Source organism: Desulfosporosinus meridiei DSM 13257 (genome assembly GCF_000231385.2).
GTDB lineage: Bacteria > Bacillota > Desulfitobacteriia > Desulfitobacteriales > Desulfitobacteriaceae > Desulfosporosinus > Desulfosporosinus meridiei.
Genome location: NC_018515.1, coordinates 2,512,328 through 2,532,188, shown reverse-complemented (window position 1 = coordinate 2,532,188; position 19,861 = coordinate 2,512,328). Strand labels below are relative to the sequence as shown.

Annotated in this window: 21 protein-coding genes; 4 read left to right on the top strand and 17 right to left on the bottom strand. The window is 42.2% G+C overall.

The features are described from left to right. Window positions 1-275: 275 nt before the first annotated feature. The gene (locus DESMER_RS11605; protein ID WP_014903243.1) at window positions 276-818 is read right to left on the bottom strand and encodes a Uma2 family endonuclease; all 543 of its coding nucleotides are present in this window, start codon (window positions 816-818) and stop codon (window positions 276-278) included. Between the two features lie 228 nt (window positions 819-1,046). Here DESMER_RS11605 and DESMER_RS23795 point away from each other — a divergent pair, with 228 nt between their 5' ends. Beyond that, window positions 1,047-1,223, top strand: coding sequence for a hypothetical protein (locus DESMER_RS23795; protein WP_014903242.1), 177 nt, complete (start codon window positions 1,047-1,049; stop codon window positions 1,221-1,223). Here the strand turns inward: DESMER_RS23795 and nagZ are convergent. The 3 genes from nagZ to DESMER_RS11590 form a co-directional block, all read right to left on the bottom strand. Continuing rightward, window positions 1,209-2,435: a beta-N-acetylhexosaminidase gene (nagZ, locus tag DESMER_RS11600; RefSeq protein WP_014903241.1), complete on the bottom strand. Its 1,227-nt coding sequence runs from the start codon at window positions 2,433-2,435 to the stop codon at window positions 1,209-1,211. The two genes, DESMER_RS23795 and nagZ, sit on opposite strands and share 15 nt — an antisense overlap. Before the next feature lie 90 nt (window positions 2,436-2,525). Beyond that, a complete protein-coding gene (gene ppsA / locus DESMER_RS11595; RefSeq protein WP_014903240.1) occupies window positions 2,526-5,150 on the bottom strand; it encodes a phosphoenolpyruvate synthase in 2,625 nt (874 codons plus the stop codon). A 363-nt stretch (window positions 5,151-5,513) separates the two neighbouring features. Continuing rightward, a complete protein-coding gene (locus tag DESMER_RS11590) occupies window positions 5,514-6,008 on the bottom strand; it encodes a GNAT family N-acetyltransferase (protein ID WP_014903239.1) in 495 nt (164 codons plus the stop codon). A 433-nt stretch (window positions 6,009-6,441) separates the two neighbouring features. Here DESMER_RS11590 and DESMER_RS11585 point away from each other — a divergent pair, with 433 nt between their 5' ends. The 3 genes from DESMER_RS11585 to DESMER_RS11575 all read left to right on the top strand — a co-directional run bounded on the left by DESMER_RS11585 (window position 6,442) and on the right by DESMER_RS11575 (window position 8,305). Next, entirely contained in the window at window positions 6,442-7,410 is a 969-nt protein-coding gene (locus DESMER_RS11585; RefSeq protein WP_014903238.1) for a LysR family transcriptional regulator, read from the top strand. Window positions 7,411-7,745: 335 nt separating this feature from the next. Then, on the top strand, window positions 7,746-7,973 hold the full coding sequence (locus DESMER_RS11580; protein ID WP_014903237.1) for a hypothetical protein: 228 nt from the start codon (window positions 7,746-7,748) through the stop codon (window positions 7,971-7,973). Then, on the top strand, window positions 7,970-8,305 hold the full coding sequence (locus DESMER_RS11575; RefSeq protein ID WP_014903236.1) for a type II toxin-antitoxin system PemK/MazF family toxin: 336 nt from the start codon (window positions 7,970-7,972) through the stop codon (window positions 8,303-8,305). Before DESMER_RS11580 ends, DESMER_RS11575 begins: the two co-directional genes overlap by 4 nt. Window positions 8,306-8,412: 107 nt before the next feature. Here the strand turns inward: DESMER_RS11575 and DESMER_RS11570 are convergent, their stop codons facing one another. The 13 genes from DESMER_RS11570 to DESMER_RS11515 form a co-directional block, all read right to left on the bottom strand. After that, a complete protein-coding gene (locus DESMER_RS11570; protein WP_014903235.1) occupies window positions 8,413-9,042 on the bottom strand; it encodes an HAD family hydrolase in 630 nt (209 codons plus the stop codon). Between the two features lie 231 nt (window positions 9,043-9,273). After that, complete coding sequence (locus DESMER_RS24930; protein ID WP_366557028.1) at window positions 9,274-9,357, bottom strand: putative holin-like toxin; 84 nt, start codon at window positions 9,355-9,357, stop codon at window positions 9,274-9,276. A 347-nt stretch (window positions 9,358-9,704) separates the two neighbouring features. Further along, complete coding sequence (locus DESMER_RS11565) at window positions 9,705-10,922, bottom strand: aldo/keto reductase (RefSeq protein WP_014903234.1); 1,218 nt, start codon at window positions 10,920-10,922, stop codon at window positions 9,705-9,707. Window positions 10,923-11,060: 138 nt separating this feature from the next. Beyond that, window positions 11,061-11,669 (bottom strand): CDP-alcohol phosphatidyltransferase family protein, encoded by a 609-nt coding sequence (locus DESMER_RS11560; protein WP_014903233.1) that lies wholly within the window; start codon window positions 11,667-11,669, stop codon window positions 11,061-11,063. 20 nt (window positions 11,670-11,689) lie between these two features. Beyond that, on the bottom strand, window positions 11,690-11,932 hold the full coding sequence (locus DESMER_RS11555) for an acyl carrier protein (protein ID WP_014903232.1): 243 nt from the start codon (window positions 11,930-11,932) through the stop codon (window positions 11,690-11,692). 13 nt (window positions 11,933-11,945) lie between these two features. Beyond that, window positions 11,946-13,616 carry an AMP-dependent synthetase/ligase gene (locus DESMER_RS11550; protein WP_014903231.1) on the bottom strand — a complete coding sequence of 557 codons (1,671 nt, stop codon included), beginning with the start codon at window positions 13,614-13,616 and terminating at the stop codon, window positions 11,946-11,948. 81 nt (window positions 13,617-13,697) lie between these two features. Further along, window positions 13,698-14,951, bottom strand: coding sequence for a hypothetical protein (locus tag DESMER_RS11545; RefSeq protein WP_242831110.1), 1,254 nt, complete (start codon window positions 14,949-14,951; stop codon window positions 13,698-13,700). A 21-nt stretch (window positions 14,952-14,972) separates the two neighbouring features. Next, window positions 14,973-15,821: a phosphatidate cytidylyltransferase gene (locus DESMER_RS11540; protein WP_014903229.1), complete on the bottom strand. Its 849-nt coding sequence runs from the start codon at window positions 15,819-15,821 to the stop codon at window positions 14,973-14,975. 24 nt (window positions 15,822-15,845) lie between these two features. Next, complete coding sequence (locus DESMER_RS11535; RefSeq protein WP_014903228.1) at window positions 15,846-16,952, bottom strand: acyl-CoA dehydratase activase-related protein; 1,107 nt, start codon at window positions 16,950-16,952, stop codon at window positions 15,846-15,848. Beyond that, window positions 16,942-17,925 carry an acyl-CoA dehydratase activase-related protein gene (locus DESMER_RS11530; RefSeq protein WP_014903227.1) on the bottom strand — a complete coding sequence of 328 codons (984 nt, stop codon included), beginning with the start codon at window positions 17,923-17,925 and terminating at the stop codon, window positions 16,942-16,944. Before DESMER_RS11530 ends, DESMER_RS11535 begins: the two co-directional genes overlap by 11 nt. Further along, a complete protein-coding gene (locus tag DESMER_RS11525) occupies window positions 17,906-18,874 on the bottom strand; it encodes an acyl-CoA dehydratase activase (protein WP_014903226.1) in 969 nt (322 codons plus the stop codon). The genes DESMER_RS11530 and DESMER_RS11525 overlap by 20 nt, the downstream gene beginning before the upstream one ends. 28 nt (window positions 18,875-18,902) lie before the next feature. Continuing rightward, complete coding sequence (locus DESMER_RS11520) at window positions 18,903-19,562, bottom strand: lysophospholipid acyltransferase family protein (RefSeq protein ID WP_014903225.1); 660 nt, start codon at window positions 19,560-19,562, stop codon at window positions 18,903-18,905. A gap of 37 nt (window positions 19,563-19,599) precedes the next feature. Beyond that, a complete protein-coding gene (locus tag DESMER_RS11515; protein WP_014903224.1) occupies window positions 19,600-19,830 on the bottom strand; it encodes a DUF2442 domain-containing protein in 231 nt (76 codons plus the stop codon). Between the last annotated feature and the right edge of the window lie 31 nt (window positions 19,831-19,861).

Sequence of the window (19,861 nt, the reverse complement as noted above, 5' to 3'; positions counted from 1 at the left end):
TCAATCCCCAGCGTCTCCCTCAATACCTCGCCGTGGTGAGTAATGAAGCGGTTGGCTTGGAGAGTAATTTTTCTCCATTTCTAACAACAGAAAGAATACCAAACACTAACTGCCCGTTCTACTTTGAAACTCAAGTTTCAAAGTAGAACGGGCAGCGGTTAAAAGTTATGATTTCGTATAGATATTCCTCAATATAAGAGACACAAGGGGACAGTTCTTCCGTGTCGATGCCTATGCTTTTCGGACAATGTATACACCCTTCCCTTTCATCGCGATTAAGTAAAGAGATTTTCTAACTCTATGTTTAATCCCTCAAATAAATAGGAATGAGCAATTTCACTATATATCATCTGCTCATCAGTGTTAAAATTCCAAACAGTGATAAGTTTTGATTTAGGATCTATAATCCAATATTCTTTGACACCAGCTCTTTTATAAAGATCAGCCTTCTTAATATTGTCGGTATAGACTGTAGATGGCGAAACGATCTCAACGATGATTGTCGGGATATCATCAATAAAAGTTACGTTGAGATCCTCATACTGACAAAATACCGAAATGTCTGGAATTACATCTCCAATTTTTCTTTTTTGCTCATCATATAGCCTAACATTAACGCCCTGCAACATCTGGCAACCTTTGCCCGCAACGAAATCATCCATAATCTGAGCTGCTTTAAAACATATTTTTTGATGCAAAGGTGTTGGGGCTGGCGTCATATATGCAACACTATCGATTAACTCCACTTTATCATCAGTATCTTCCCTAAGTTTAAGAAGATCTTCGTAAGAAATAAGTCTATTATCGGCCAAAGACATCCATCAATCACCCTCATTTACACATATTAACAACTGAATTATACCATAGAAGGAATACTTATTAATACTTTATCCAAGCATATTGGCCTTCCGATTATATATACCCCACCGCTATCACATAGTTGACAGGCGACAAAAATATTTTTCTGAGCTAAATCAAAAAGCTAAATCAATATATCTAATCTATGTATGAGATTTCAGCTTGCTATAGAAAGGGGCGGAAGCAACATGGACAGCAACGAGTTTGCCGCTCGAACAGAACTCCTGAAAGCACGCCTATATCGCACAGCGCTGCTTTACTTAGGCAGTGAAAATAGGGATGTTGATGCGGTGGACGAGGCGGTGTACCAGGGATTATTCATTCTCTTTATCTGTCTCGCTCTCCAGGTTTCACTTTTTAAATAACCTTTTAATTGAATCATTGATGTTCTGTACATTTACAGTTGGTACAGTGTTGTCCGCCAGCTCATAGTTCTGTTTTAGCTGAAGGATTCTATGCACGCTTTCATCTATGGTATTTTGGTGAATACTTCCGTTTTTCGCTGCAGCAATCAAGGTGTTAAGCACGAGGGTTTCCTTGGCGAAATCATGGCAGACCAATAGGATATCTGCACCTGCATTCACTGAACGAACCGCAGCTTGCCCAATATCGTAATTCTTAGTAATTGCTCCCATGGTCATGTCATCCGTAATAACCACACCGTTAAAGTCTAGTTGCTTTCTTAGCAGGTCGGTGATTATATATTTAGACATACTGGCCGGATATGAGTTATCCAGTTTCGGAAGTAATATATGGGCGACCATCACCATACCTACATTTTGTTTAATGGCGGCTTTAAAGGGAATCAATTCGAACTGTTCAATTCGTTCTAATCCATTATTCACTACCGGTAATCCCACATGGGAATCGACCGAAGTGTCTCCGTGCCCCGGAAAATGTTTTACTGCAGAGATCACTTTTTCGGATTGAATTCCCTTCATGGTTGCTACGCCCAGATCACTAACCAATTGAGGGGTATTCCCAAAAGAGCGGTCACCAATAACCGGGTTCTTAGAATTGCTGTTAATATCTAAGACCGGCGCAAAGTCTAGGTTCATCCCAAAGGATTTCAATTCTCCTCCCAGTAGTTCACCTACCTGCTCAGAAAAGCCTGGATTATTTATCTTGCCGATATCTTTATTGGTGGGAGTACCGAGAATTTGATTGGGCATCCTGTTGATTTTGCCGCCCTCTTGGTCAATTCCCAGAAACAGCGGTATCGTAGATACTTTCTTATTGTCTGCCTTTAAGGAATTGGTTAGGGTTAACAATTGACTGGCGTTCTCTACGTTCTGCCCCAGTATAATAAAACCGCCAACATGATATTTACTGGTAAGTTCAAGAGTGTGATTATCTTTGGTGTATCCATCCACCCCGGCAATTACCAATTGACCGATTTTTTCTTCCAAGGTCATTTTACTAAGTTGTTCTTTAATGGGGTCTTTTTCAGTTGGTTTTTCCTTAACTGGGTCTGCTTGTTGTGCCGGGGTCTGTACTTGATTGTTAATTTGCTGTAAAGGCTGGCATCCCACAAGCATTAGGACTGCCAATAAACAAATAACCCTTTTTACAAACATTAAATCATCTGCCTTTCGGGCGGGACTGAAACTGAAAGCTGCTATTATGGAGGAGCCAATGATGGAGGATATACATTAGCTCCTTCCTCGTTATAGGATTTCTACATACCCCTCAGTTCCATGCACGCGAATTCGTTGCCCATCTTTGATCAGTTTGGTAGCATTTTCTACTCCTACAACTGCCGGTAGGCCATATTCACGTGCTATAACTGCTCCATGGGTCATCAGTCCGCCAATTTCGGTGACTAGGCCTTTTAAGGATACAAATAATGGTGTCCAACTGGGGTCAGTAAAGGTTGTGACTAATATATCTCCATCTTCTAAATTTGCGTCTTCCATGCTTAAGATGACCCGGGCTCTTCCCTCTATAACTCCTGAAGAAACAGGCAGACCAGGCATAGCACCAGCTGGAAGATTTTCCTGTTTGTACTCGCCGGAGATTTTTTCGCCTTCAGAGGTGATAACACGTGGAGGAGTTAGTTTTTCAAATGATTTGTATTCTTCTTTTCGCTTGTAGATGATATGAGAATCCAGTTTATTTGTGGCTATGACTTCGCGAAGTTCTTCAAAAGTGAGGTAATATATATCTTCTTTTTCCTGAATGACATTTGTTTGTACGAGTCGATCGGCTTCTTTCAGTAATGCCTGCTTATAAACAAAGTAGCGGCTAACCATGCCGTATTTTGGATATTCACGATAGCCTATGAAGTTTCGGATTAGGTCAATCATTCGCTTTGTTTCTTTGACTTTTTCTTCACCATCCGGCAACTTATTCAATCTCTCTAATAGCTCTTGTTCTTTTTCCAAAGCAACTCGTCGCCCTTGCTCGAATTTTCGATTACCAGCATTAGGTTCAAAGTTTTTGATGTTGCTGAGAATCATAGGGATTAGTGTAATTGGTTTTTCGCTCCAACGAGTTCTCGTAATATCGATTTCTCCGCTGCATCGCATTCCGTATTTGTCAAGATAAGACAGGATTGCCTCTTGGGTAACGCGCCCACCATCAAGCTGAACTAATTCTTCTAAAAAATTATCGTCTTTTACGTTCAGTAAATAATCAATTACTTCGGGATAAGGGCGAATCACATCTGCCACATCCATTAAGGCCAGACCCATTTCCGAAGTAATATTGTTGGGTACAGATTGAGATAGTATGTCTGCTGCGTTCTTTTCCCCCAACCACTCGTTCATTTTTTCATTGATCCAAAGTGAAGCATTGATGGCGGCTGTAAATACAGCAGTACTTTGTGGGTCAAATAAGATTCTCTTTAACTCCTGGATATCTTCTAGTATAAAGTCAATTAAATTCGTTCCTGATTTCCCTAGAATGTTTTGTTTCAACTCTTCTATGGAGGTTTGACTTTTGCTAATCAAATCAGCAACAATTAACGGATTGTTTTCGATTTGGGCTTGAGGTTCTGCAGGCGGCTTAACTTTATCGCTATTACCAGAACTCTGTTCTGTCTTATCATTTGGCAAACATTTTATGAAATCTCGCTCTATGATGGTCATAATTGCGTCTTTTGTGAGGGGTTCGAGCTGTTTCATGTTATTTAATAAGACTTTTCTGCCATCTGGCGAAGCCAGCATTGGTGCCACATCAACGAAGAACCTGCCACCAGCTTTAAACCAGCGGCCAAAAGATATTAACTCCTTTAAAGACATTCCGAGTGGCTTCAAGGGGTCGGTCATCATTTGTTGATGGCCCACAGATAAATAAACGTGTTTTTCATCATCATTTGCTTCAGGGATGGGGTATAAAGTTGTAATTGGCCGACTTTGGACAATAAAAAACTCCCCAATTGATGTATCCTCAGCTAAACACCACTCGATGTCTTGGGGACAACCGAAATGTTCTTCAACCTTTCTACCAATGCGCTCAAGTTGCAAAATCTGTTCATCCGTCAGTGCTTGTTTATTCTGCTGTTCAGGCGGGGTCTCTTGTTCTTTCGTTCCGCCATCTCTTAAGGCATAAATAGCCAGTTTCTTAGTGGATACTTTCTTATCGATAATCTCGCCGCTTTGCAACTTATAGATATCAGCATTCACTAGTCCGGAGACCAAAGCCTCACCAAGTCCGAAGCCGGCATCAATGGATGACACCTTTCGATTGCCTGTGACAGGATCGGCAGTAAACAGAATTCCAGCCACCTGCGGGAAGACCATCTTCTGAACAACCACAGCCAGGTGTACCTTACGGTGGTCAAAGCCGTTTTGAATGCGGTAGGTTATGGCCCTCTCGGTAAACAGCGAGGCCCAGCACTTGCTGATATGCTTTAGGATAGCTTCCTTTCCTATAATGTTCAAATACGTATCCTGCTGGCCTGCAAAGGAAGCCGTCGGTAAATCCTCTGCAGTTGCACTGGATCGTACTGCATAGGCATTTTCTTCTCCAAGCTTGGAGAGAAAGACGGTTATTTCTTCATAAATGTCTTGAGGAATGGCTAAACCTTCGATTCGTGAGCGAATCTCACTGCTAAGTTCAGCGATTTTACTCCGGTTTTCTACCTTTAGAAGGGATAACTGATCAAGTAATTCGTTAATCGAAGAGGTTTCCGAGAGTGTTCTTTTAAAAGCTTCAGTAGAAATACAAAAGCCATCTGGTACGAGTATTCCGGGAGTCCTGCAAAGTTCCCCTAGATTCGCGCCTTTACCACCCACAACCATGAGTTTTGTTTTGTCAATATCCTGAAAACTAAGCACATAGAAACTCATACGTTCCCTCCTTTGCCAATTCCGTCTTTGATTATCGTATCCAACGTGCTATTGCATTATAGCAGTAGCAAATGGTAACAAATAGTCTGCATTTACAATTTTTTATATGTTATAATGAAAGTGTAAGAAGATAGACCTGACAAAAGGGCTGGCAGAAAACCAGCCCTTTTGTCAGGTCTATCTTTGTCCGCACTATTTTAAAGGTCTGCTCAAATTCGAAAATAATAAACTAAGCAAGAGAGACGTTTTTCCGTCCTTAACTCCCACCGGCAATTATCGGCTTAAATTAAAATCCTTGCCATGTGGGTGCAATTAAAATCCTACTGGGTGGTATCAGAATAATGTTAAACAAAAAGTCCTTTTTTATAATTGCTTCTCAAATAAATAAAATAATCCTTTTCTCCACTTCACTTCTCCAACCTTTTGATATCCAAGAGTCTGATACATTTTTAAGGCATATGGATTTAGAGAAAACGTGTCTAATCTTATAGATTGAATTCCCTCTGTCTTTAATATCTCTTCTATCTTTATCATAGTGGCTTTCCCAATTTTTTTATTTTGGTAGTTTGGGTTAACACACAGTCGATGAACAACAGCAAACTTGTCATTGTCAGATCCCCAGTTGCCATACTTATACTCTTCTTCACATTCATTATTAATCACTAAGGCTGAAGCTATTTCGCCATCTTTAATTCCAACATACATTTGTCCATTTAATATGTCTTGTTCGAGATCTGTAGAAGTCGGGTAAAGGTCATCCCATTGGTTAATATTGTTGTCGTTCATTACCTTAATCGCATTCTTAAATATTTCTAGGATTATATTTAAATCCTCATACGCTGCTTTTCTGATTAGCAAACCGACACTCCCTCTCATTTATAGAAAACTGGCAATCTTTCCTACGCTTAATCCTACTACGGTCAGGTTATTATTCGCCTAACAATATGTATTTACCTTTATTTTGCTCCTTGAGTCCGATAACTGTTGGTCATTCCCTTGATATCCCTATCGATGATGAATTGTGCTCGTTCTTCCTTTAGTAGAGTATTGTCGAAAAAACGACAAATGATTTGTCAAATTAACGACAGTAATGCTCAAGGTAATGTGCTATTTTTTATTATAGAGTTAAAGCCTTATAATTGGGTGGTTTATGTGGATGCAGTGGTTAGTAATGCTGATATTTATCTGGTCATAGATAGGAAATTCATATGGAGATTTAGATACACTTAGGATTAATACTGGATAAAATTATCAGTGTTTGGATTAGCTTACGGCGAAGGGAGATCGTATTATGGATGAACGCTTGCTTGTATTTCAGGAAGTAGCTAAAACTAACAATATTTCGTTATCTGCTAAGAAACTTCATATAAGTCAACCATCCGTTACTGTACAAATCAAGAGCCTAGAAAGAGAATATGGTGCAGAATTTTTTAACAGATCAAATAAAGGCGTAAGTTTAACAAAAGAGGGCAAAGTCTTCTACGGTTATGTTCAAAGTGTTCTGGATACCTTAACCTCTGCCAAAGAGGCGATAGATGCTCTAACTAAGAATCAGAAAAAAATAATCAGTCTCGGCGCAACCTTGACCATCGGCGAATATATACTTCCGCATCTCATAACATTTTTGCACAGAATTCATCCGGAAGTTGAGTTTAAGGTTAAAATCGCCAATACTGAATCCATATCCCAAGATATCTTAGAGAAAAATATGCATATTGGTTTGATTGAGGGGCCTGTGGGCAAGAACAAAAATCTAAATGTTAAAAGTTTCTGGGAAGATCAGTTGGTAGTTGTTATTCCTAATTTCCATCCCTGGGCAGCGAGAAAAACTATTAGACTCGATGAACTCATGAACGAGCGCATCTTGACCCGAGAAGAGGGTTCCGGAACTCGTAAGGTGATGGAGATTATGCTAAAGCAGAGCGGACTTGATCCTGAGCAGTTAAATATAGCAATGGAGTTAGGAAGTACTCAAGCGATCAAACATGCCGTAGCTGCCGGACTAGGTATAACCATCATTTCTGCCTTAACTGTTAGCAAAGAAAGTGATCAAAAAGTTTTTAAGACATTACAAATAGAAGACAACCCCCTTTATCGCCCCCTTAATATTCTCACAGGTGCCCACATTAAGAAAACTAAAGAGGAGAATATCTTAATCAACCTGTTAACTAATCGGGATTTGATTCGGAGAATTTTAACTAATGATGATTCTGACTTAGCGAAACCGGTCATTAAACCACATTTAATTGCGTCTAAATAGAAAATGTAAATTGTTAAAATTGATTAGCTTTGAATCATAAATAATTTAGTCTGACTTGGCTCTATATGCCTTGTCAGATTTTATTTTTGTTTAGGACTGAATCTGAATTTCTATGGGGATTATTAATATAGGTTCATAGCTCATAACTCCTGCCTCATTCCAAGCAGACATCGTCCCTGGCGGGGTATCAACGAACTTCATTAATCTCTAGAAGTTATGCGTAGTGGCCGTGCTGAAAAAATAACCATTAATTTGTACTTATCAAGCAAAAACCTTCTATTTTCTAAAAACGGGCATAATACTGATTGAAACAACCTTATCGGAGATGGTATGATATGGATAAGAAAACAAATCATGAGGAGATGGATAAAATGCCAATACCTCAGAAAAAAGAGGAAACAACCTTCACTGACTTCATAAACAAAAACAAAGAACTTCTCTATAAAATAGCAAAATCCAACACCGTAATTAATGAATCCGGTCTTACTGTTATCCCAAAAGATGATCCTTGGCGTGATGAGGAAGAATGGGATAAAATGTACGAAGACCTTAAAAAGAAATGACCATCATAAATGGCGATGTCTGGTTTGCAAAGTTTCCTCTTGAAGAAGATGATTCCGTATTCCGTTCTCGACCAGTCATAATTCTTGACGTGGAGCGTCTTATTGTTTTAGTGGTAAAAGTAACTAAAACGCCTCCTCGTCCCAATGACAAATATGATATTCGTATTAACTATTGGCAATATGCAAACTTGAACTTTAAATCGACTGCTCGAGTTTCAAAGACTCAAATTTTAGATCATTCGCAACTAGTATTTAAGATAGGAACACTTCATCCCGGCGATTATACAAATATCCTGAATGCATACATGCGATACATTACTCAAAACAACTAACGCACGGGGCTTCATAAGGAGGCCCTATTTTATTCTATAGACCTATAAGGCAACTCCGAAACGGTCATTTCACAGTCACGGTAGCAGAGTCTACAGTGTTCAGTTTTTCAGGCGAATATTATCGTTAACAATTCTTCAAAGTAATCAATCACATAATCATACTCTTCAACCTTACCAAAGCCATATCTGGCATATACAAACGGAATTTCCGCCACTTTGGCTGACTGGGCATCTCCCATGGTATCTCCTACATAAATAGGTTTTTTCAGTTCATTTCTTGCTATGAGGATTTTGTTGGTTTCCCCTTTCGACAGCCCTGTTACACCCCAACATTCAAAATCACTGAAGTATTTATTTAAGCTGTGGGCCTTAAAGAAGGCTTGGATATAGCCATCCTGACAATTACTAACTATGAACAATTTGTATTTTTGAGCTAACTTTTTAAGAGTTTCTTCTAATTTAGGGTATAACATTCCGCCATGTTTCTCTAAATGAGCTTGTTCTGTTTCACAGAATTCTTTCATTAATTTCTTTTGACCAGCTTTATCTAATTCCGGGAACAACTTTTCACCTATTTCATCCATTGGCAGCCCCATGCAGCCTTGCATATCTTCAGGGGTTACTCCTTTTGTAAGATTAGGATAGTTGGCTAAGACCGTTTGCCAGGCCTCACAAATTCCTGCCATGGAATTCCAAAGTGTGCCGTCTAAATCAAAAATAATGCTATCAATCTCCATTTATTACCATCCTTTTAATTGTTACACAACGCAGTATTTCTCCATAAAACTACCTTTTAACAGATTTAGAAACATCGGCGATCATTCTAAAATAGTGATACTTTGAATCAACTGTGGTATACTATAAGCAAAGAGGAGTCATGTTACAGGCATGACTCCAATATAACAGCCGCTTAAAGAGCGGTCGGCGTCAAAAGTGCGGAATAGACCGAACCTTTGTTGAGAGGCGGTCTATTTCCGTTTATGGAATGAAAGTATTAACACCACCAATGTTGCAAATGAAATCATCAGCATCAAAGTCTGGTATACTTCCATGGCATCACCTCCCTTCGGAGGAATGCCGACCGCCCTGCAAGCCTTTTTCTGTTATAGGTAAATTATAGCATACAAGCACTCAATTTGGGTGCTTTTTACATATCTAAACCAGGTTTGTATCATCTGTATACCATCTCCACTCTGCTGGGCATATATCTATCACAATATAGATATGGTTGATAGGGATACCTCTGACCCAGCTAGAAGACTAACAATATACCTTATATTGTCAACCACTGTTCACCTGACGCATAATTGCTTTATTTTGAAGCTACTTCGAGTAGTTTGACTTACACCATTAAATGTCAACATCAATATACCCCCCATAAACTTTAAGGTGCACAAGCTTAATCCTTTTTTCTCTTCACAATATTTAATCCCTTAATCCCCCAATGAATAAGCCTAGTCAATTGCTTCATAGCCGGGTATTCCATCGTCCTCACAACATCCTGCAAATGACTCCGGATCGGTAGCTGCTGGGGACATACTTTCTCACACTTTCCACAACCACTGCAGAGTGAGGCATGGCTGGGTATCCCCCCGACCAAACCGCTTGTCAGGAGAAAGTAATGGATTTTTGTCCGTTTGGTCTGAAAAAGATGCTTATCATTATAAATCCCCAGGCAGTTTGGAATATCGACACCTGACGGACAAGGCAGACAATATCTGCAGCCTGTGCAGCCAATCTTGAGCAGTTGTTGATAAGCCTCCTTAACTCTGTCCACCACAGCCAGTTCTTCCTGTGTTAAGGAATTCGGATAAGCCTCCCCTGCTGTTCGGATATTGTCACTAATATGCGCTTCTTCATTCATCCCTGACAACAACATCGTCACTTCGGGGTGGTCCCACACCCAGCGCAAAGCCCATTCAGCAGGTGTCCTTGCTATTTCGGCGCAACTCCAGATTCTTTCAACCTCCGCAGGTATCCTGCCCACTAATCTTCCTCCCCGGAGGGGTTCCATGACAACCACACCCAGCCCTTTGGCAGCCGCGTACTGAAGGCCTTCAGTTCCCGCCTGATAATATTCGTCAAGATAATTGTACTGGATTTGGCACATGTCCCAGTCATAGTCATCGACAATCAGCTTGAAATTCTCTCTGTCCCCGTGAAAGGAAAAGCCAGTATGAATGATCTTGCCGTCCCTCCGGGCTCTTTGCAGAAAATCCAGAATCCCTAGGTTTTTCATTTTTTCCCAGGAAGCAAAGTCCGTCAGCATGTGCAGGAGGTAATAGTCGATCCGATCTGTCTTAAGTCTTTTTAACTGGGTTTCCAGAACCTCTTCCATTCCTCGCCGGGACTGGATCAGATAGGTTGGCAGCTTAGTGGCGATTTTAACTTTGTTTCTAATTCCCTTGGAAAACACCTCACCCAAAAAGCTTTCGCTTTTCCCGCTATGATAGACATAAGCCGTATCAAAATAATTGACACCGCTATCAATCGCCTGAAGCAGCTGCCTTTCTGTGCGCTGGGCATCGATTCTCCCGTTGATTTCCTGAAAACGCATGCAGCCATAACCAAGAATGGAAACCTTGTCGCCTGAATTGCCCATTTCTCTATAAAGCATACTTCTTTTCCTGTCCTCTCATCTCAATTAATTTTTGCGTTTTGAGCCGTCAACCAGATATTACCTGGTTCATAATTGATCGTGAGTTGTAATAATCCCTTTGCCAATAATCCTTTGCGAAAAGCTTGCAATCCTTTGCTAAAATAACCATAGACAAAGGATTACTGTCGGGATTAACAGGTATAAGGACTTAACCAGCAGGCCATTTTTGTTGCACTGCAAAGGGGCAATCATCAAAACAGCTAAAGCGCCAAAAAACAGGGGCAAAACAGCATGAAAATGCCGGAGATTGAAGAGTTCCAGCAAAGAAAGAGTAATCAAGAACCAGCTTGCTGCCAGGGTCGTGGGAATCCCTGAAAAATACTTTTTGCCCTCAATTTCCTCCATCCCCTCAAGATTGAAATGGGCCAGTCTGCTTACACCCGAGAGGATATAGGCGATCAGAATCAGAACCGACAAAACAGAGTTCACCCCCAGGAAATAGGAGATAATGGCAGGCACGATGCAAAAGTTGAAGAAGTCTGCCAAACTGTCCAGTTCTTTGCCAAAGTCTGATTCCATCCCGAATTTCCGGGCGGCAATTCCATCAAGCCGGTCGAGCAAGAGGGTGAAGGCGTAAAGAGTTAAAGCAAGCTTAAGCTCTTGCTGGAAAATCAGGGTCAAGCTGATAAAGCCGATAGCCAAAGAGCATCCGGTGATGGTATTGGGGATATTCAGGTACTTTAGATAAACGAATTTTCTCTTCAAGGCCAACCCCTCCCTCTCTCTTAGCTTAGAACTTGTTGGTGTGTCCTTTGGTCTAGGTATTCTAAGATATCCCCAATTGTTTTGAATTGGCTGATGTGGGCATCGGGAATCTCAATGCCAAAGGATTCTTCAAGATCACAGACCATTTCCACTATCTCTAAGGAGTTTAAGGATAAATCATGGATTAAATGACTGTCCTTATGAATTTTCTCAAGGTTAGCATCTTGGTATTTCGTGATGATTGCCACGACTTGATTAAACATAGCTTAATTCCCCTCATTTCCTGATAATCTTCTTGGTGGTGGTCTTCTCGAATTCAGTTTGCCTGATTCTAAATTCCCTGATATTTTTGTAAGCCGGCAGAGACTTGTTAAGCAGTTTAATGTCCTTAGCTAGTTCTTGCTTAATATTCTCCAGGGGCTGACCTTCCCCGTATCCTTCAGCTAAATAGACCTCGGCAACTATACGAATTTCTTGATTATCATTATTCCTTTCGGCATAAACTAAGGCTTCGTTAACAGAGGGAATATTCATTAAGAGCATTTCCAGTTCTTCAGGATAGATGTTTTTACCATTACTGAAGATGATGAGGTTCTTAGTCCTGCCGGTGATAAATAGAAATCCGTCTGCATCCAGTTTGCCAATATCTCCCGTCCTAAACCACCCAGCCAGGAAAGCTCTGTCAGTTTCTTGCTCATTCTTAAAATAGCCTTTCATCACACAATCTCCGCTGACCAGGATCTCCCCTTCCTCATCTTCATTGAGGTTGTGGAGCTTGACTTGGCAGCAGGATAAGACCGTTCCAACACTGCCGTCTCGGTAATACTCGTTGCGGTTGACTGCTACAATAGGTGAGCATTCTGTTATGCCGTAGCCGTTGAGTACATTAATGCCAAAACTTCTAAAACCCTTGACATATTTGGGGTCCAGAGGTGCCCCGCCGCAGACTATCAGCTTCAATTCTCCGCCAAAGGCAGCCAGTACATTTCTGAAGAGGATTTTTCGAAGGTCAATTCCTAAAGCTAATAAAGTATCACTCAACCTGCAAAGATTTTTGAGCAACTTATCTTTATGGGTTGATTTCGCCATCTGCCAGATTTTTTTGTATAGTGTTTCCACATAGAGTGGCACCAAAAAGAGATGCTCTGGTTTATAATCCTGCAAATCACCGGCTAACCTCTTCTGGCTGCCGTTGATGCAGATACAAGTCCCGTCATGAAGCATACTCAACACTCCTGCTGTGAAACCAAAGGTATGATGAATGGGCAAAACCAGTAAGGACGTCGTATAAACTTGAACATTATTCAGAGCCCCGATAGTATTGGAAACAAGATTCCGATGGGTTAACATGACCCCTTTACTTAAGCCTGTCGTTCCTGAAGTGTAGTTTATGGCTGCCAGCTGGTCTCTCTCGATCTTGATACTTGCAAAATCCGGATGGCCTTCCTGCACATAGTTTTTCCCCTGATCAATCAGCTGCCGGAAACTTAGGGAATTAGTAGTTTGAGGATCCTTTTCTGTCTCAATTAAGATTAAGTCCCTATCTAGGGCTTTGATTGCTGCTTGAGCAATTTCTTGATACTGACCTGAATAAACCAAGGCTCCGGTTTCAGTTTCGCTTAAAATACCACTGATTTCCTTGGGGCCTAGTTCCTTGTCCAGAGGCACAATAACATTCCCGCTATTAACCGTGGCAAGATAGGTCACAATCCACTCATAACTATTTTCCCCTATCACGGCAACTTTGAGATTATTTACCCCTAATTTAAGCAGAGAAATCCCCAGAAGTTGCACATCGTTGTAAAAATCCTGATAGGTTCTTGTAATCTCCTGGCCTTTTTCTTTATACCTAAAGGCAATTCGCTCTGCATACTTAGTTAGGCAATTTTTCATGAATTCTCTCAAGTCCAGGACTTGATCCACTTGATATAATGGGTAATTATTCACACAGCCAGCCCCTTCTATTTACTTTGATCTATCGTCAATATCTCTACAGTAAAGCCTTTATTCAAGCCCAACCCTTCCATTTTAGGGGGGATCTATCTGCTGTATCACTCGGAAAGGTTTGTCTTTAATCCACATTAGAAATAAGGTTATCAAGGCCAGCCCGAAGAAACCCAAGATAATCTTGAGCATCAGCTTACTGAAATCCAATCCGTAATTTTTTGCTGATAGGGACACAGAAAGAGTCAGCAGGTAACAGGCCAGGGAGGCATAGTTAGGCAGGTTGTTGTAGATGGAGATCAATCCTGAATTTGCCCCCATATTTGCCGAGGAGCTGCTGGCATAATTCCGGGTACAGAAAAGAAATATTCCGTAGGAGATTCCGGCCAATGAGCACCCACCAAGCAGAAAGGCAAAGGACCTGGAAACTTTCAAATAAAAGAACAAGGTTATCAGGATTAATCCCAACGTGGCGATACCGTTAGAGTGAGCAGAAAAGTTCGGGTTGTCTGTCAGCTTGATGGGCTGCTTGGAGAAAAAACCGAACCTTAAGACTGTGATCACTGCAAAGATACTGATAACTCCAATAATCGTTCCTCCCTTAGCCGTTGGGTTGCTGAACTGATAATAATCACTCAAAATATAGATCATCATGGAAATCAGCATGGTTACTGCTGTTAAAATCAGGGCTGAATAAGCAACAAATAACTGATCATAAAAAGTAAGCATACTTTTGGCTAGCGACCCTTCGTCTGCTCGAAAATCAGGCCTGATTGTTTGGGGATCTTGGCTAAGAAAAAGCATGCTCAGCAAGGCAATCGTCCAGATTAAGATAATATTCTGGCTTGGGTAGGCAGCGAAGCAGGAGAAATAGAGGGGTGCCAGCATAATACCCAGCAGTTGAAAGAAAAGATTGGAGCGGACATGGATTGTCAACTGCTCCCCTGCAGTCTTCCCAACAAAAAAACGATCCAGGCAGTTATAAAGAAAATTCGAGATAAATTTCAGGAGCACAAAGCAAGCAAAATAGAGCCCTAAGTTTTTAACTCCCAAAAGTCCGGAAAAGGAGGCTGCCATGGTGAAAATGCAGCAGGCAGTCAGGAAGTTTCTGCGGCGGGCAGGAGCGATTAGCGAGAAATAGAACTTATCCTTTTGGGAGGTAAGAATTCCCCCAATGGAAGCCAAGGTGCCTAACAACGGAAACAAGCTCAGATAGGTGTTCTTCTGTTCCGGGTAATTGGACATAAAATAAGCTTGAGGTAAAATACTTAAGGTTGCCGTCCAAATGAATGAAGTAAAGAAGTAGATTGTATTTCTCTTGAATATTAAAGTGCTCATCACAGCTTGACCGGCCTCCCTCTAGTTCAGGTAGTACAAAAACATGAACAGCAGCGGTGAGACTGTGAAAGTGCTGTCAAACCTGTCCAGAATACCGCCATGACCCGGGAGAAAATTGCTGAAATCCTTAATCCCCACACTGCGTTTAATCTTGGAAAACACTAAATCACCGGCATTCCCAACGATAAAAATGGTGATGAGCAGAATTGCGTTCTGGAAGAGTGTCGTTTCGGCTAAAACAGGAATGATGGTGTGAAACAAAACTAGGCCTGCCAGTAGCCCTCCCAATCCTCCGAGATATCCTTCCAGGGTTTTCTTGGGGCTCAGAACTTTAAAGACCAAGGTTTTGCCGAATTTTCGGCCTGCGAAGTATCCGGTCACATCGTTAAAGGCCAGCATAGCGACCAGAAACCACAGGGTATCAGGATTCAGTGAGTAGAGTGCCACCAAGCTGGCAGCGGAAACAGCCAGGAACATTACCCCGAAACAATAGACGTAGAAGGGATTTCTGATCATCTTTAAGGTTCCGGCGAAGGTCAGGGCCACCAGGAGCAGAAACGGGGGGATAAAATAGATCAGATAGGAAGCGAAGGATAGCATCAGTCCATAGCATCCTGCTACGATCAGAGCTAAGAGTATGGGGTATTTAAGGTGGTAGTTCTTCCCTAATTCATAGAGGCTTAAGAGGAGGATCAGGGAGACCAAGCCAAAAACAGCCTTAACCCCCAGGATGGAAGCCAGGGAAAAGACATTTAAAATCCCAAAAAATGAGGCTACTCGTAAGACTGTCTCTCGGCTCTTCTTCACATAGGCCAGGGAGAAAATCAGGATAATCACGCAGAGAAAAAAGAGATAGGCCCGTAAAATCATGGTTAAACCCCCAGAACGTATTTCTTATTCAGCTTCAGCAATGAAAGGGTATTTTTTGCGTTTGATCATATCCGTAAAGGCCTCCAGCCGGGTTTGAAAACCCGCTTCCCCCGTATGCTCATCCAGACAGATGCTTAAAATGGGAATCCCCCAATCCGCGCTGACCCTGGGCACAATTGAACTCGCCACAACTTCCGGCATGCAGGAAAAAGGATAGAGGTGGATAACCCCGTCATAGCCCTTCTGCTTAAAAACAATTGCCTCCCCGACAGACTCTCTGCCGTGCCCGCCAATTGGCCGGGTGATATACTTTTGAGCGTATTTATAGACTTGGTGATTATGAGTTGGCAGATAGGTATCCAGAAATCTTTTTTGCTTCAAAGACCCCACAAAGAATTCGGAAAAGCTTAAGGAATACTTCAGTAAGACACCGTTATTCCCGAGAAATTCCTCCATATTCAGGGTGGAAAATTGATCAATCAGCAGAAAGAACTCCCCCACCAAACCGAGTTTGATGATTTTTCTCTCCTTGTCAATGGGGATGGCAGCAAAGCCCTGGATAATTTCCTGCTTCAGGTCTTTCAACTCAGCAGCATTGGTGGTTTGCTCTAATTGGCGGAGGAATCTCCCTTTCATTCTGGTAGAGTCCCCTCGCTTGATTTCAAAGGGCCGAATTGCCAAGGACCTTGCTCTGATCAATTCAAAGATCACCAGTTTTCGCCAGAAGTCCCTGATGGTCTGCATAAATTGGCGAAGTGTCAGGGTCGGATGATGCTTTTTGACATTATGCCAGAATTCTTGTTTGGCTTTGACTGCTAATAACTCGACAGGATAGCCATTATCGGCTAAAATTTTTTGATACATCTCACTATAATAAGCCAAGCGGCAAATTCCGGTTTTGCCCCCGATCATGCCTACCAGATTGGCCCCTTTTTCAATCCCCTCGACTAAATTACCTAAGGTAATCTTAAAGGGCAGGCAAGCCTGAGCCGGAGCTAACTTGATCCCGATATCCAGGGTTTTCTGACTGGTGGGCGGGGGAACGACGACTTCATAGCCCAGGTTGGTGAATAAATCCTTAAACACAACGTAATACTCTCCGGCATGGGGAAAGGTAATTTTAGTCTGCATGGTGGTTTTTCCCCTCTTTTCGAATCATCATGTCTAAAAATGCTTCGATTCTGGTCATTAAGCCAGCTTCCCCTGAATGTTCGTCTAAAGTCAGGCCTAAATAGGGCTTTTGGTTGCATAGTTGATCTTGGAAGATTTCCTCCAGAAAGGCGTCAATCCCGCAGCCAAAATAAGTGATAAAGATAACCCCCCGGATGTCTTTATCCAGCAGCATGGCCTGAACAGCATGGAGGATGTTCTGACCAAAATCCCAATGGGGTGCTCTCCGCTTAAAATATCCTGGATTGGCTGACGATCCTGGTCTGGGATAGTGCTCAGAGGTAACATAAGCAAAACCGTATTCCTGCAGTCGATTCATGATTCCCATATTCAGCAGAGAATCCTGCAAAGCATATTGATGGGCGACCACACCGATCAAGCCATGCTTTCCCCGGTCCCGGCTAGGGCTAACCAACTTTTCTCCTGCAGGGATTTCTGCAGGCAATCTTTTGCTGTTTTGCCCAAAATAAGTTAGAGCTCTGGAGATTCTCAGGGGATTCCAAGTCAATTGCCTGGTCAAGGAACGTATATTACCCTGGGTAAATTTTTCTCTTCCCAGATCGATTTCCGCCGTCAGCAACTTGAATTCCTGGGGGATGGTATTTTTGATGAGCTGAGGCAAGGCGATTACTTTGGGGCAGCAATAGGTTCCTTGCTCCAAACTGGTATACTGGGGAATAAAGAGGTTCGCTGTTTTCTGCAATAAAGAAACCACGTGACCGTAATAAACTTTGACCGGAAAGCACTGCTCACTCCCCGCCAACTGATTCCCCGCCGCAAAGGTTTCTGCCGAAGAATCCTCAGAGTATTCAACCCGATAGCCCAGAATTTCAAAAAACTCTTCCCAGGAGAAATTGTCTAAATAGTAACTTAATCCCCGGGGAATACCGATGATTTTCCCAGCCAACAGTTGATCATTTTTGCCATTTCCCACATCTGTCTCCCCACTTTGCTACAATTTCACCTGACACAGTCACTTCCGTAAGTTCACAGGTATTGGAACAATCCCGGCATTCCACTCGCTTCAGTAAATGGTTTCTCTGCATAATCTCGAGCCCTTTGAAGAGAGTCGGTTTCGGTTTCTTGGTTTCCTGAATAGCTTCTTTTGCTAAGATCGCACTACCTAAGGCCCCCATAACATTGAAATGCTCCGGAATGACCAGCTGAACCCCCAATTCCTTTTCAAAGGCAGTTTTAATCCCTTGATTGAAGGCTACTCCCCCCTGGAAGAGCACCGGCTCTTCAATGCTTTTACCCTTCGCTACATTATTTAAATAATTCCTTACTAAAGCCTCACACAGCCCGGCAACAATTTGCTCTTTCGTTGCCCCCTCCTGCTGTTTATGGACCATGTCCGTTTCCGCAAATACCGTACACCGTCCCGCAATGCGAACCGGCTCAACAGTTCTTAAGGCAAACTCGCCAAACTCTTCAATTGGAATGTTTAAACGGAAAGCTTGCTGGTCCAGAAAGGAACCCGTTCCGGCGGCGCAAATGGTATTCATGGCAAAATCCACTACCACACCCTCGCGCAGAATAATCATTTTAGAATCCTGTCCGCCTATTTCAATCACTGTTTTTACCTGGGGATAACGATTAATGGCCGCAACTGCGTGGGCGGTAATTTCGTTTTTGATAGAGTCTGCCCCAATAATATGGCCAATTAAGACCCGGGCACTTCCGGTTACCCCCACCCCCAGAATATCCTCTGAGCAATAACCCTTGTCTTGGAGAATTTTAAAACCTTCTCTTAGGCTCTCCATGGGCTGTCCCTTCGTTCTGAGGTACAAGGCCTCAGAGAGTTTCTGATTGTCCTTATTGTCCAGCAAAACGATGTTGGTACTTACGGAGCCAACATCAACCCCGACGTAGTATTGGTTCAAGTGACTGTCCCTCCCCCAATGCTGCCTGCTAAAAGTTATATTCCTGATGAGTCAGATGTCCGATCTGAGTCATGATTAAGCGGGTAAGGCTTTCGATTTCCTGTTCAGTGAGCCTTTTGCCATAGTATTGATCAAGATAAATCGGCTCCCCAATCTCAATGGCCAGCTTATTGATTCTGGGGAACTTTTTGCCCTTGGGCAGAATATTGTAAAAGCCGTTTAATCCCACTGGAACAACCGGAACCCGGTTCATGATGGCCAGCTGGGTTATGCCCGGCTGGCCTTTCAATAACCTGCCATCCGCTGAACGTGTTCCTTCCGGAAATATCCCCAAGATATTCCCCTCTTTCAAACTCTTTCTTACCTGACAAAGAAAGGTTTTGTTCACGTTTTCCTGGTCCACACAAATAACCCGGGCATATTCCATAAAGTGTTTAAATAAGGGATGTTCGAACAGCCTCTTCTTGCCGATAAAAATTATCGGTTGCTTCTTTATTTTGTTAAAGAAGGGATAAAGGATCAGCCAGTCCAGATAGCTGACATGGTTAAAAGCCATGATATAGGGTTGAGCCGGTAAATGATCATAGTTCCTTAATTCTAATTGGCATAACCAAAGAAAAGGCCGCATAAAACACCAGACCACATATTCCATGAATAGCCATTTTGTTTTCCTGATTATCTCCCTCATCTTATCCCCCATCATTTCTGTCATTTCTGTGCCAGCGTTATTTTTGAGCCAGTTGAAAAACCTCACTCACCGATATTTCTACCTCATCTCCCCAGGAGACAAATCTGCCGTCACTGGTCACCTTCCGAAAAAACTCCTGATCTGCCAGCATCCTGAAGCGTACTGTATTAAGCCTGCTTTTCATGTTTAGGCTGATACTGCTGCCATTATTTAGGATGACTTCCAGCAGATAGTCCTCTTGGGGGATGACCTCTTTAATTTGAACCACTTCTTCACCTCCCCCAAAAATGTTAAAACCA